Below are 13,431 nucleotides of genomic sequence, written 5' to 3' on the forward strand. Positions count from 1 at the left end.
TTGACACGGAGGTACATATGAGTGAATTAAAGGAACGCAAGGCAATGGATCCTGCCTTTGAATGGGATCTGAGCACATTGTTTAAAAACGATGAGGAATGGGAAGCCGCATTCGCCGCCCTGGATCCAAAGATTGACGCGGCGGCAGCTTACAAAGGTACACTGAAGGATTCGAAGCATATTCTTGCCTTTCTGAAGGCGGAGATGGATGCGAAGCTTGCGATGGAAAACTGCTTTGCGTATGCCGAGCTGCGCAACAGCGAAGATACGCGTGACCCGAAGGCACAGTCCATGCTTGCAAGGGCGATGAGCCGCTATGCCAAGGCGTCGGCGGCGCTGGCGTTTGCGCAGCCGGAGATGCTGGCTCTGGATGAAGATACGCTGCGTAAGGCTGCGGATGATCCTTCGCTGAAGGATTTCTCCTTCTATCTACATGATCTGCTGCGTCAGAAGCCGCATATGCTGAGCAGCGGTGAGGAGGCGATTCTCGCCAAGCTCTCGGATGCGCTTGGCTCCTGCGGACAGGCGGCAGAAAACCTGATGGATGCGGACATGGTATTTGAACCTGCCGCAGATTCGGAAGGAAAGACGCATGAAGTCAGCGGCTCAAGTTATATTCCGCTGCAGATGAGTACGGACCGGGTGCTGCGCAAGAATGCGTTTGATTCTTATTACAAGTCGTTCCAGCAGCACATTATGACCTTTGCCAGCACCTACAGTGGAACCGTGAAGGCGCATACGGCCGAGGCGGAGATTCGTCACTATGGAAGTTCGCGGGAAATGTCGATGGCTGTCGATAATATTCCTGTTTCGGTTTATGACAATCTGATTGATAGCGTTCACCGCAACATGGACAAGATGTACCGCTATGTGCGTCTGCGCAAGCGGATCCTCGGCATTGATGAGCTTCACTACTACGATGTCTATGCGCCGCTGGCAGGGGATGTGTCAAAGACCTACACCTATGCGGAAGCGCAGCAGATGGTACTTGACGCGGTGAAGCCGCTGGGTGAGGCGTATGTGAACCGTGTGAAGGAAGCCTACGAGAACCACTGGATCGACGTATATCCCAATAAGGGCAAGCGCGGCGGCGCCTTCTCGAGCGGTACCTATACGAGTAATCCGGTGATTTTGACCAACTTCTCGGGGACGCTGGATTCGGTTTCAACGATTGCCCACGAAATGGGGCACAGCCAGCATACATGGCTTACCAATCATACGCAGCCGTATCAGTACAGCGGCTATACGATGTTCGTTGCCGAAATTGCTTCGACCGTCAATGAGAATCTTCTGATTGAGCAGCTTTTGGCAAAGGAGACGGATCCGAAGAACCGTCTGGCTCTGCTGAATGAGTATCTGGAAGGCTTCAAGGGAACCGTCTACCGTCAGACGATGTTTGCGGAATTTGAGAAGGAAGCACATGCGATGGCAGAACGCGGTGAGTCGCTGGACAGTGCGTCGCTCAATGCGCTGTACAAGAAACTGATTCAGCTTTATTTCGGCCCGGAACTGGTATGGGATGATGCGGTGCAGTATGAGTGGGCACGCATCCCGCACTTCTACAATCCGTTCTATGTCTATGTATATGCGACGGGCTATTCCAGCGCTTCGGCTCTTTCTTCGATGATTCTCAGCGAAGGTCAGCCGGCAGTGAAGCGGTATCTGGAATTCCTTTCCATGGGCAGTTCGCAGTATCCGCTCGATGAGCTGAAACATGCGGGCGTCGATCTGACGACGCCGAAGCCGATCGATGAGGCGCTGAAGAAATTTGAATCCGTTCTGGTCGATGCCGAGAAGACGGCGGATCAGCTTGGACTGTAATGAAAAGGGCTGGGGAATTGTTATCCTCAGTCCTTTTTGTACTTTGTTTTGTTTTCTGCGTTATATGAGTCAGGTCATCTGACCTGTTCCTGGAGCTTCTCTTTGTAGGTATCGACAATAATATTCAGCTCATTCAGACTGGTGATGCGTGACAGGCCAGCCTTTACTCTGGCCGAATCAGGCATGCCGGTCAGATACCATGCGGCCATGCCGCGCATCATGGCGATGCCGGTATGTTCCCCTTCGTAGACCGTCAGCTTTTTGGCGTAGTCTTTGAGCTGATCGAGCCGTTCCATATAAGAAGGCTCTTGGAACGGTGTGCCTTCCATGGCACATTTCAATTCCTGCATGAACCATGGCCGCCCCAGCAGTCCCCGTCCGATCATGAGTCCGTCACAGCCTGTTTCCTGCTTCATGCGGAAGGCATCTTCAACGGTCTGAATGTCTCCGTTGCCGATGACGGGGATTTTAACGGCTTCCTTTACCGCTTTGATGTAGAGATTACTGGATCTGCCGCTGTACATCTGTGCTTTCGTGCGGCCGTGGACGGCGATGGCACTGGCACCGGCTGCTTCAAGCTGCTGCGCAAGTTCGGCGCAGTTGATGTGTTCACTGTCCCAGCCGGCCCGCATCTTGACGGTGACCGGTTTTTTCGTATTGTCCACCGCAGCTTTGACGAGATCCACAGCCACATCGGGATGGGCCATGAGCCAGCTGCCACTGTGGGCTTTTAGTACCTTTGTTACGGGGCAGCCCATGTTGATGTCAATCATGTCGCAGTCTGTGTTCTGATCCAGAAAGCGGACGGCTTCTGCCATCGTGACGGGATCTCCTGAAAACAACTGCAGCGAAACCGGATGTTCGTCGGGAAATACGCGGCACATCTCTTTGGTTTTGGCGTTGTTGTAGTGCAGCGCCTTGTCTGAGATCATCTCCGATACACAAAGATCCGCACCGTACTGGTGCATGATGGTGCGGTAGACAGGATTGGAGATGCCGGCCAGAGGAGCGGCAATCAGACCGTTTTTCAGGGTGACGTTTCCAATGTTAAGCACGGTGCTTGCCCTCGAGAATCTGCTGCAGCTCTGCTTCGGTAAATTGATAGGCTTTGTGGCAATAGTCGCAGACGATCTCGGCGCCGTGATCTTCTTCGATCATGTCCTTGAGATCCTTGTCATGAAGCGTTGCCAGCGCATCGGCGAAGTGATCCTTGGAGCAGTCGCAGTGCCACTGAACCGGCTTATGGGAAAGAATCGCGGCATCGGGGAACAGCTCCTTGACAATGTCGTCGACACTTCTTTCTTCCTTCATGTATTCCGATACATGCTTCATTTCGCGGGCGACTTTTTCAACGGCTTCAATGACTTCTTCTTCGGCGTTCGGAAGCAGCTGGAAGATCAGTCCGCCGGCTGAGTTCACGGAAAGATCCGTGTCGATCAGAACACCGACGGCTACGACCGAAGGCGTCTGCTCACTGACTGCGTAGTAATAGGCGAAGTCATCCCCGATTTCACCGGTCTGAAGGGGGACGATGCCGGTGAAGGGCTCCTTGAGGCCCATATCGCGGCTGACGGTCAATGAACCGTTGATGCCGACCGCCTGTCCGACCGCAAGATGGCCGTCACTGCGTACCATGTGGACGCCAGGATTGCCGATCAGGCCGCGCACATTGCCGGCTCCGTCTGCCTGTACATTGATGGCGCCGCAGGGACCCTTGCCGTCGATGCGTACCTTTACATGTTCATTGGGATTTTTGAGATCGCTTGCCATCAGGGCGGCGACCGTCATCGTGCGTCCAAGTGCTGCGGCACTGGTCGGTGCGCAGTTATGGATCTTCTGTGCTTCCGATACCATGGCAGTGGTGCGGGCAGCGTGGATGCGTACCTGACCCTGCAGTGCTTCTGCAATTACAATTTCATCATTCATCAGTTTCTGACTCTCCGTATACATTTTTCATTCATGCGGCGCATCCGCTTCTCGTCAATCTTGACGATTTCGCGGTCGGCAGTGAACAGTCCGTTGCATTCGTCTTCAACGTCCGCTAGCTGCGTGTAGATACAGCCGGACAGGCCTTTGGAAATGTTCTGATACACCATGTGTTCATAGAGCCGGAAGACGGCGTCGTTCATCTGCAGCTTGTCCTTGAACTTTTTATACCCGTAGGGACGGGATGGGAAGCTGTGGCCGAATTCTACATAGGTATAGCCGCCGAATTCGCTCAGAAGGACGATGCGGCCATCCGACGAAGGCACATGGAGGGGGAAGAAGTAGTCATGGATGCTCAAAAAATCGCCGGCCCCCTGATCGAACCATCCCGATGCGCTGTCGACGAGGCGCGTATTGTCATAATCCTTGATCTTTTCCGTGATCTCTTTGGAATCGAACTGGCCCCATCCTTCGTTGAACGGTACCCAGGCAAAGATGCAGGGGCAGTTGTAAAGCGTATCGAGCATTGCATACAGTTCTTCCATGTACATGTCTCTGGAAGCCTGGCCGGCGCGCCCATTGAGGGCATAGCTTTCTTTGCCATCGGACATTTTTCTTCGGCCCAGGGTCGGCCATAGACCGACCCGCTTGAAATTATACGGTCCTCCGCCGCTCGGCATGTCCTGCATGACCAGAATTCCCAGCTCGTCGCACAGGGAGTACCACCGGCGGTTTTCAACCTTGACATGCTTGCGGATCATGTTGAAGCCCATGCCCTTGATCTTTTTCAGTTCAAACTCCATCGCTTCCTGGGATGGATAGGTCAGCAGGCCGTCCATCGTATAGCCCTGATCCAGCAGGCCGCTGAGAAAGAGCGGTTTTCCATTGAGGGCGAAGCGCAGATGGCCGCTGCTGTCCGGCAGACTGGAGAAGCTGCGCATCGCGAAGTAGGAGCGTACTGTTTCATCTTCCGTCTGCAGATAGAGGCGGTAAAGGAACGGATCCGATGGTGACCAGAGATGGAGATCATTTTCCGACAGTGTGATCGTGTAGTCCATTTCATTGGTGATGCCGCGATGGACCAGCTTATTTCCGGCAAAGACGGTGATGACGGTCTGGGTCATCTGACCGGCGAAGCGGAGATAGACGCTGCCGTGCTGCGGGTCGGGTGTGATCTTGAGATCCTCGATCGCATATTCGGGGAGACTTTCCATCCATACGGTGCCATAGATACCGCTGGAGGGTGTATACCACATGCCGCCGTGTTTCAGAACCTGCTTGCCATAGGCATAGATGCCCTGATCCGAGGCGTCTTTGATTTTGACAAGCAGTTCGTTTTCTTCCTTGACGGCGTTTGTGACATTCAGCGAGAAAGGGGAATAGCCGCCTTCATGGTGGCCGACGTTCAGGCCGTTGAGAAACACTTCGCATTCCTGGTCGACGGCTTCGAAGTTGAGCATGATCCGACGCTGAGAGTCGACGGGATAGGTGAAACTGCGCCGGCACCAGAGAATCTGATGGGGCAGCAGCCGGTCGTCGCTGCCGGACAGCAGGCTGCCCAGGGCAAAGGGGACGAGGATGGTTTTCCAGCCGGATTTGAGGGCCGGCTCCTCATTTTCTTTGGTGATCTGATATTCCCATGGGCCGTTGAGGTTGAGCCAGTTGTCCCTTACGAGCATGGGGCGTGGATATTCCGGAAGGATGTGCTGATAGTCCAGCTTTTTTCCAAAACGTGTGAGCGGAGTCATTGGCTGTCTCCTTTCCCGTGACGCAGGGCATTGATTATGGCACCGGCCATTGCCGCAATTGTCATCAGCAGGAATGCGATGCCCATGGAGAAGAGCGTAGCCTGGCTGCGGGCGGTCGTGAATGCATAGAGCGCTTCAACAAGGGCGCTGACAATGCACATGGTGATGCCGGCGTAAAGAAGGGGTTTCCGCTGGCTGTAGAGGATGTTCAGCAGCCAGGAGAAAAAGAAGCTGATCAGAAGAAAGAGAATCAACGATGCGTTAAAGATCTGATAGCTGCGGCTGCGCAGCAGAACAATCACCAGCAGGGACATGCCAAAACCCAACGCGGCGCCGGTTAAAACGATGCTGACGATGTTCCGGTTGTTTTTGTTTTCTGCGTTCTTCTGCCTCATTCTGCTATTCTAGCATCATTCCATGCAGGCACGAAAAGGCATAGAATGGTGAGAAAAAGAGGGAAGCGAAGATGACAGTAAGAAGAGCAGAGGCAAAGGATATTCCGGTTTTGAAGACACTGCTGATGGAGGTGCTCAACATCCATGCCCAGGGGCGACCGGATATTTTTGTGCCGAATACGACGAAGTATACGGATGAAGAACTGGTGAAAATGATCAGTGATCCAAGGACGCCGATCTTTGTCTATGACGAAGATGGAACGGTTCTTGGCTATGCCTTCTGCATTTATAAGGAGCGTGCGCATTCCAACAACATGACGGACATCAGGACGCTGTTCATTGATGATCTGTGCGTGGACGCGGCTGCGCGTGGGAAACATGTCGGTGAATCGCTGTATCACTATGTAAAGGACTATGCCCGTGCCAATGGCTTCTATCATGTGACGCTCAATGTGTGGTCCTTCAACGAAAAAGCCATCGGCTTTTATGAGGCCATGGGCCTGAAGCCGATGGAATATGTGATGGAAGAAGTTCTGAAGTAATTATTCTGCATTTGAATCCGATCACTGGTCATATTGGACAGAGGTAATCCGGATTTATCCCGGCTTCCATGCTGCAGGTTTTCATGAACGGGCTGCAATAATTCACATCATTTGAATCAAACTCTTATGATTGGTCCCGGAACGCAAATGGTTTCCGGACACATCTTTTACATTTCTGTTTTTTCAAATGAGACGTGATTTTCAGCGGGCCTAGTCGAGAGAAAATGACAAGCAAAAATAACACAATGATGAATGAAAAGTGGTATTTTTAATGGGAATAAAAAGGTACCAAAAAATACCTAGAGGTATACTATGGCAAAACAGGTTCATATCAGGATGGAAGATGCAGTTTATTCTGATCTGCAGGATTATTCGAAAGCAACCAGACAGTCAATGCAGGATGCCATCAACTCTGCAATTATGGAAATGCTGGTGAAATATAATCGGGAAAAAGCTGAGCATAGACATTATAAGTTCACTTTTATTGATCTTTTTGCCGGCATTGGCGGAATGCGTCTAGCATATGAGAGCGTGGGCGGCAAATGTGTTTATTCAAATGAATGGAATAAGTTCTGCCAGCAGACCTACTATGCAAATTTTGGCGAGACTCCGGATGGAGATATTACCAAAGTCAATGCGGAGGATATCCCGGATCATGATATTCTTGTTGCAGGTTTTCCGTGCCAGCCGTTTTCCATCGCAGGTGTTTCCAAGAAGAACAGCCTTGGCAGAGCAACAGGATTTGAAGACAAGACGCAGGGTACCTTGTTTTTTGATGTATGCCGTGTACTCAAAGCAAAGCGTCCGAAAGCGTTCATGCTGGAAAATGTTAAGAACTTGAAATCTCATGATCACGGCAGAACGTTCCAGGTCATTTTGGAGTCTTTGGAGGAACTTGATTATGAGGTTTTCTGCCAGGTGATTGATGGGCAGAACTATGTGCCGCAACATCGTGAACGTATCCTGATCGTCGGTTTTGATCGCAAAAGATACGGGAAGGATATCAGTTTCGAATTTTCAATTACTCCGAAGAAACCTAAGCCTGTATTGAAAGATATTCTTGAAGAAAACGTTGATGAGAAATTTACGCTTTCCGACAAGCTGTGGAATTACCTGCAGGCATATGCTCAGAAACATAAAGCAGAGGGAAATGGCTTCGGATATGGTCTTGCCAGTCCGGAAGGGATTTCCCGCACATTAAGTGCCAGGTATTATAAAGACGGGTCTGAAATACTGATTCCCCAGGAGGGAAAAAATCCAAGAAGATTAACTCCGAGAGAATGTGCCCGTCTTCAGGGTTTTCCTGACACATTCCGAATTGTGGTTTCTGATACGCAGGCATACAGGCAGTTTGGCAATTCGGTTGTTGTTCCGTTGATGGCGGATGTAGCTTCATTGGTTTTTAAAAAGGTAAATTATCTGGATCAAATCAAAGAAAGGAATTGTGAATAATGAGAGATCTGGTAGGGGAAGCAGCTTTAATTGCGAAAAGTGCCGGGCGAGTCTACTGCAAGTTTCTGGCAGCAAATGATACGGGCAAAACGGGCGGTCATCAGTCTGGTATTTACATTGCCAAGAAAAGCGCGTCAATTTTGATGGGGAAAGAAGGACAGCGCGGAGATAATAAAGACCTTGATGTGAAGATTACATGGCACGGTAACCCTGACATAACAACTGAGTCGAAATTCCGCTACTATGGGAACAAGACTCGAAATGAATACCGAATTACAGCTTTTGGCCGCGGATTTCCTTATCTTCAGGAAGAGTATACAGGCGCATTGTTTGTTCTGTTTCAAATGACGATGGAGCAATACGATGCGTTTGTATTCAATGATGAAGAAACAATTAATGAATTTCTGGATATTTTCAATATCAGTTCAACTGAAACAAACGAACTCATCGACAATGACAAGCTTACGGCGGCAGGGGCAGAGCATGATGAGATCATGAATTTTATTCATTCTCTCGATGTTGAATTCCCGACGTCTGAAGACATGTCTGCAGAAGCTCGAAGAATTGAGGATGAGATTCATGACCCGACCGGGAAGGGCGACAAGGATGTGGATCGAAAACTGATTCAGTGGACCAATGAGGAGTATCGGATCTTCAGAGCGTTGGAGAAAGAAAGATACGGTGCAAAAATCAGCAATGGTTTTTCAAACTTTGAAGATTTCATTCTGACAGCCAATAAAGTACTGAACAGGCGGAAAAGCAGAGCGGGAAAGAGTCTGGAGAATCACCTGGAAGCCTTGTTCAAACGTAACAACCTGCAATTTACACCTCAGGGAGAAACCGAAGGACATAAGAGACCGGATTTCATTTTCCCTTCTGTGGAAGCTTACCATAATCCTGACTTTCCGGCCGATAAACTGATAACTCTGGCGGCAAAGACAACGTGTAAGGACCGGTGGCGGCAGATTTTGAATGAAGCAGACAGAAGAAAAGGAAAGGATATTTTTCTATGTACGCTCCAGCAGAGTATTTCTGCTGATCAGCTGAAAGAGATGGAAGAGGAACATGTGATTCTTGTTGTACCTGAGCCTTATATCCGCAAATATCCCTCAGAATACAAGGAGAAAATCTGGTCTCTTGAAAAGTTTATTTCTTATGTGAAAAACATAGAAAGTCTTTGTGATCAGTGATGGTAAGGCAGGGTTATGGATGTTCTGACTTCTGAACAGCGCAGAAAAAACATGCAGAACATTCGATCAAAGAACACTGAGATCGAATTGATACTGCGAAAGGCGTTGTGGGCAAAAGGGTATCGATATCGTTTGAATGTCAAGAGCCTGCCCGGGAAACCGGATATCGTGCTTCCCCGGTATAAACTCGCCATTTTCTGCGACAGCGAATTCTTTCATGGGAAGGACTGGGATATGCTGAAGGTCCATCTGCAGAATTCGAACAATTCGAAATTCTGGATCGAAAAGATCTACGGAAACATTAAACACGATAAAATCGTTAATGAGGAATTAAAGCAGGCGGGATGGACAGTGATCCGTTTTTGGGGAGAAGATATCAGGAAGAAAACGTCGCAATGCGTTGAAACAATTGAATGCGAAATAAAAAAACAATCAGCATCTGAATTGCAGAAATAACGGTCACAGACGGACGGGGAGAGGCTGCTGAAATGAATCATCAGGTCGATCATTGGTGATTTCTTCAGGGAGCCCCTGCTGGAAGTTTGTGCCGTTTTTTGGGCTGCAGCAAAGCACAACGTGCAGTTACGTAAATGGTGAAAAGGATCATGAAACCGAGAGGAGAAACTTTTCATGATCCGGGGTGGAATTGATAAAAGCGGATGGATGCGGGGGATTTGATGGTTTTGCCGTTTATTTCCTGTTCTTTGGCCGGTTGACGCAGGTTCATTTCGGCGTTAAATTCATTTTGAAATTGATTGGATTTCCAACTAATCGCACAAGGATGCGGGAAAGGAGCTGTTCGATGGGGGACAAAAGTCTGATGCTCGGTCTGTCGGTTCTGACCCGTAATCTGCAGAAATATTACGATCATGCACTGGAGCAGTATGGGATCGGTTCGGGTCAGCTGCAGTATCTGTTTGCCATTTATGAGCAGGAAGGCATCACGATGCAGGAAGTGTCGAGACTTGGCGAAGTAGACAAGGGGACGACGACCAAAAGCATTCAGAAACTGATGGAACAGGGCTACGCCGAACAGAGAACGGATGAAAATGATCGCCGCGTCAAGCGGCTGTATACGACGAAGAAGGCGGCGGACATCATGAATGATCTCTACGATATCCGCAATACGGCGCAGAAAAGTCTGTCACAGAATGTGGATATGGATGCCTTCACGGCGATGCTTGACAAGGTCTGCGATAATTCACGAAGCATTGATCCGGGTTCGGCATATGAGAGTCTGAGAATCGGCGGTCTGCAGAAGGTGACGCTGCTGGATTATCCGGACAAGGTTGCCTGCACGGTATTCACCTGCGGCTGCAATCTGAAGTGTCCGTTCTGCCACAATCGGGAGCTTGTCTTTGTGCCGGAGGGCTATGAGTTCATTTCTCCGGATGCGGTGCTGGAATATCTTTCGCACCGGAAAGGAATCCTCGATGGCGTGTGCATCAGCGGCGGGGAACCGCTGTTACAGGATGGGCTTGAGGAATTCATGCGCGAGATCCGGAGAATGGGATTTGCGATCAAGCTGGATACCAACGGCCTTTCGCCCGAGCGTCTGGAAAATCTTCTGAGCGAGAAGCTGCTGGATTATGTGGCGATGGACGTAAAAAATACGCTGGCGAAATATCCGGTGACGACAGGCTTGAATCCGGAAGTGTTCGATTGTGAGGCGATTGAGCGGTCCGTCGAGCTGCTGAAGGAGTCGGATATTGACTACGAATTCCGTACGACGGTGGTCAAGCCGCTGCATACGGAAGAAGACCTGAAAGAAATCGCAAAATGGCTGCAGGGAGCGAAGCACTACTATCTGCAGCAGTATCAGAATTCGGGAAATGTGATCGCTCCGGCGGGACTGGCATCTTATTCCGCCAGTGAGATGGCTACATTATTAAAAGCTGTACAGGAATTTATTCCGCAGGCAGAGCTGCGGGGAGTGAAATAAGGGGAAGGTGAAGCAGATGTACAAGGTAGTCAAGAGAGATGGGAAAATCGCGGATTTCGACATTCATAAGATTTCTTCCGCGATTCAGAAGGCATTTGATGCGTGCGGCCGCAACTATGATTCTTCGGTTCTGGATCTGATTGCGCTGCGGGTGACGAGTGACTTTGAGCCGAAGGCGAAGGATGGCTTCATTGGTGTTGAGGACATTCAGGATTCGGCGGAGAAGGTGCTTTCGGAAGCGGGTTACTCTGATGTGGCGAAGGCCTATATTCTTTATCGCAAGCAGCGGGAGAATCTGCGCAATATTAAGGCGACGACGCTGGACTACAAGAAGCTGGTCGACAACTATCTGAAGGCTCTGGACTGGCGTGTGAAGGAGAATTCGACGGTTACCTATTCGATCGGCGGCCTGATTCTTTCCAACTCCGGCGCAATTACGGCCAACTACTGGCTGAGTGAAGTGTACGATCAGGAGATTGCGGATGCGCATCGCTCGGGTGACATTCACATTCATGATCTGAGCATGCTCAGCGGGTATTGTGCGGGATGGTCTTTGAAACAGCTGATCCAGGAGGGCCTGGGCGGTGTGGAAGGAAAAATCTCTTCGGCGCCGGCAAAGCATCTGAGCACGCTGTGCAATCAGATGGTCAACTTTCTCGGCATCATGCAGAATGAGTGGGCTGGTGCGCAGGCTTTCTCGTCGTTTGATACGTATCTGGCTCCGTTCGTGAAGGTGGACAACCTTTCCTATAAGGAAGTGAAGCAGTGCATCCAGAGCTTTGTGTATGGCGTCAATACGCCGAGCCGCTGGGGTACGCAGGCTCCGTTCACCAACATTACGCTGGACTGGACGGTTCCGGAGGATCTGGCGGAGCTGCCGGCAATCGTTGGCGGCAGGAACATGGACTTCAAGTACAAGGACTGCAAGAAGGAAATGGACATGGTCAACAAGGCGTTCATCGAGACCATGATCGAGGGCGACTGCAACGGCCGCGGGTTCCAGTATCCGATTCCAACGTACTCGATTACGAAGGACTTTGACTGGTCTGATACGGAAAACAACCGTCTTCTGTTTGAGATGACGGCCAAGTACGGTACGCCGTATTTCTCCAACTATGTGAATTCCGATATGAAGCCGAGCGACGTACGTTCAATGTGCTGCCGTCTGCGTCTGGATCTTCGTGAGCTGCGCAAGAAGAGCGGCGGCTACTTCGGATCCGGTGAGTCGACGGGTTCGGTCGGCGTTGTGACGATCAATCTGCCGCGGATTGCCTATCTTTCCAAGACGCCGGAAGAGTTCTATCAGCGCCTCGACAGGATCATGGACATCTCGGCACGTTCGCTGAAGATCAAGCGTGACGTGATTACGCGTCTTCTGGATGCGGGCCTCTATCCGTATACGAAGCGCTATCTTGGCACGTTCAACAATCATTTCAGCACGATCGGTCTCATCGGCATGAATGAGGTATGTCTGAATGCGAACTGGATCCGCAAGGATCTTTCGGCTCCGGAGTCGCAGAAGTTTGCCGTCGAGGTTCTGAATCATATGCGCAGCCGTCTGGCGGACTATCAGGAACAGTATGGAGATCTCTACAACTTGGAGGCGACGCCGGCGGAAAGCACGACCTATCGTCTTGCCAAGCATGATGTGGAACGTTATCCGGACATCATTACGGCGAACCGCAACGGTACGCCGTACTACACCAACAGCAGCCATCTGCCGGTCGGCTATACGGATGATATCTTCACGGCGCTTGACATCGAGGATCCGATGCAGGTGCTCTATACGTCGGGAACGGTTTTCCATGCCTTCCTTGGCGAGCGGTTGAGCAACTGGAAGGCCGCGGCAACACTGGTACGCAAGATTGCCGAGAACTACAGACTGCCGTACTATACGATTTCGCCGACCTATTCGGTATGCCCGAATGATGGATATATTTCCGGCGAAGTATGGAAGTGCCCGAAGTGCGGTGCTGCGACTGAGGTGTATTCCCGTATCACCGGCTATTATCGTCCGGTAAAGAACTGGAACGCCGGCAAGGCACAGGAATTCAAGGATCGCAAGACCTATCGCGTTGACGGTCTTGCATCGCAGCCGGTGTCCGCATTCCATGAGGAGAAGAAGGAGGCGGTGCCTGTGAGTGATGCGGTTTCGCCGTCTGCTCCGGAAGGCGAGGCACGTGCCCTGCTCTTCACTACCAAGACATGCCCCAACTGCAAGATGATTGAAGGGATGCTGGATCGGGCAGGATTCCATTATGAGGTGATTGATGCCGAGGAGAATCCGGATCTTTCCAGAAAGTATGACATCATGCAGGCGCCGACGCTTGTGATGGTGCATGGCAATGCGGCGGACAGCTACGTCAATGCAAGCAATATTCTGAAGTATGTGAACCGTGACGGAGCGGCAGCCTGA

General features: G+C 50.7%; 11 protein-coding genes. 7 read left to right on the forward strand and 4 right to left on the reverse strand.

Annotated elements, in window-relative coordinates; genetic code table 11:
• Window positions 1-17 precede the first annotated feature (17 nt).
• Entirely contained in the window at window positions 18-1,820 is a 1,803-nt protein-coding gene (pepF, locus tag C1714_RS07070) for an oligoendopeptidase F (protein ID WP_102342525.1), read from the forward strand.
• A 74-nt stretch (window positions 1,821-1,894) separates the two neighbouring features.
• Here pepF and dusB read toward each other — a convergent pair whose 3' ends face one another.
• From dusB to C1714_RS07090, 4 genes are read right to left on the reverse strand one after another with little or no spacing between them, the layout of a single operon-like run.
• Window positions 1,895-2,875 carry a tRNA dihydrouridine synthase DusB gene (gene dusB, locus C1714_RS07075; protein WP_102342526.1) on the reverse strand — a complete coding sequence of 327 codons (981 nt, stop codon included), beginning with the start codon at window positions 2,873-2,875 and terminating at the stop codon, window positions 1,895-1,897.
• Complete coding sequence (gene hslO, locus C1714_RS07080) at window positions 2,868-3,746, reverse strand: Hsp33 family molecular chaperone HslO (RefSeq protein ID WP_102342527.1); 879 nt, start codon at window positions 3,744-3,746, stop codon at window positions 2,868-2,870. Before hslO ends, dusB begins: the two co-directional genes overlap by 8 nt.
• Window positions 3,746-5,494, reverse strand: a complete 1,749-nt coding sequence (locus C1714_RS07085) for a glycoside hydrolase family 2 protein (protein WP_102342528.1) — start codon at window positions 5,492-5,494, stop codon at window positions 3,746-3,748. Before C1714_RS07085 ends, hslO begins: the two co-directional genes overlap by 1 nt.
• Window positions 5,491-5,889, reverse strand: a complete 399-nt coding sequence (locus C1714_RS07090; RefSeq protein WP_102342529.1) for a hypothetical protein — start codon at window positions 5,887-5,889, stop codon at window positions 5,491-5,493. The genes C1714_RS07085 and C1714_RS07090 overlap by 4 nt, the downstream gene beginning before the upstream one ends.
• 71 nt (window positions 5,890-5,960) lie before the next feature.
• Here C1714_RS07090 and C1714_RS07095 point away from each other — a divergent pair, with 71 nt between their 5' ends.
• The 6 genes from C1714_RS07095 to C1714_RS07120 all read left to right on the forward strand — a co-directional run bounded on the left by C1714_RS07095 (window position 5,961) and on the right by C1714_RS07120 (window position 13,431).
• Window positions 5,961-6,431 (forward strand): GNAT family N-acetyltransferase, encoded by a 471-nt coding sequence (locus C1714_RS07095; protein WP_102342530.1) that lies wholly within the window; start codon window positions 5,961-5,963, stop codon window positions 6,429-6,431.
• Between the two features lie 312 nt (window positions 6,432-6,743).
• Window positions 6,744-7,883, forward strand: a complete 1,140-nt coding sequence (gene dcm, locus C1714_RS07100) for a DNA (cytosine-5-)-methyltransferase (protein ID WP_102342531.1) — start codon at window positions 6,744-6,746, stop codon at window positions 7,881-7,883.
• The gene (locus C1714_RS07105; protein WP_102342532.1) at window positions 7,883-9,073 is read left to right on the forward strand and encodes a type II restriction endonuclease; all 1,191 of its coding nucleotides are present in this window, start codon (window positions 7,883-7,885) and stop codon (window positions 9,071-9,073) included. The genes dcm and C1714_RS07105 overlap by 1 nt, the downstream gene beginning before the upstream one ends.
• Before the next feature lie 15 nt (window positions 9,074-9,088).
• The gene (locus tag C1714_RS07110) at window positions 9,089-9,529 is read left to right on the forward strand and encodes a very short patch repair endonuclease (RefSeq protein ID WP_102342533.1); all 441 of its coding nucleotides are present in this window, start codon (window positions 9,089-9,091) and stop codon (window positions 9,527-9,529) included.
• A gap of 346 nt (window positions 9,530-9,875) precedes the next feature.
• Window positions 9,876-11,015 (forward strand): anaerobic ribonucleoside-triphosphate reductase activating protein, encoded by a 1,140-nt coding sequence (locus C1714_RS07115; protein ID WP_167849965.1) that lies wholly within the window; start codon window positions 9,876-9,878, stop codon window positions 11,013-11,015.
• Between the two features lie 16 nt (window positions 11,016-11,031).
• Window positions 11,032-13,431, forward strand: coding sequence for a ribonucleoside triphosphate reductase (locus C1714_RS07120; protein ID WP_102342535.1), 2,400 nt, complete (start codon window positions 11,032-11,034; stop codon window positions 13,429-13,431).

It is taken from the genome of Galactobacillus timonensis, assembly GCF_900240265.1.
Classification (GTDB): domain Bacteria; phylum Bacillota_I; class Bacilli_A; order Erysipelotrichales; family Erysipelotrichaceae; genus Bulleidia; species Bulleidia timonensis.

What these genes read in the sequence shown, in the direction of transcription:
- dcm (WP_102342531.1), top strand. Translation starts at nt 6,744, where the DNA reads ATGGCAAAACAGGTTCATATCAGGATGGAAGATGCAGTTTATTCTGAT.
- C1714_RS07105 (WP_102342532.1), top strand. Translation starts at nt 7,883, where the DNA reads ATGAGAGATCTGGTAGGGGAAGCAGCTTTAATTGCGAAAAGTGCCGGG.
- C1714_RS07090 (WP_102342529.1), bottom strand. Translation starts at nt 5,889, where the DNA reads ATGAGGCAGAAGAACGCAGAAAACAAAAACAACCGGAACATCGTCAGC.
- C1714_RS07115 (WP_167849965.1), top strand. Translation starts at nt 9,876, where the DNA reads ATGGGGGACAAAAGTCTGATGCTCGGTCTGTCGGTTCTGACCCGTAAT.
- C1714_RS07110 (WP_102342533.1), top strand. Translation starts at nt 9,089, where the DNA reads ATGGATGTTCTGACTTCTGAACAGCGCAGAAAAAACATGCAGAACATT.
- C1714_RS07095 (WP_102342530.1), top strand. Translation starts at nt 5,961, where the DNA reads ATGACAGTAAGAAGAGCAGAGGCAAAGGATATTCCGGTTTTGAAGACA.
- C1714_RS07120 (WP_102342535.1), top strand. Translation starts at nt 11,032, where the DNA reads ATGTACAAGGTAGTCAAGAGAGATGGGAAAATCGCGGATTTCGACATT.
- C1714_RS07085 (WP_102342528.1), bottom strand. Translation starts at nt 5,494, where the DNA reads ATGACTCCGCTCACACGTTTTGGAAAAAAGCTGGACTATCAGCACATC.
- pepF (WP_102342525.1), top strand. Translation starts at nt 18, where the DNA reads ATGAGTGAATTAAAGGAACGCAAGGCAATGGATCCTGCCTTTGAATGG.
- hslO (WP_102342527.1), bottom strand. Translation starts at nt 3,746, where the DNA reads ATGAATGATGAAATTGTAATTGCAGAAGCACTGCAGGGTCAGGTACGC.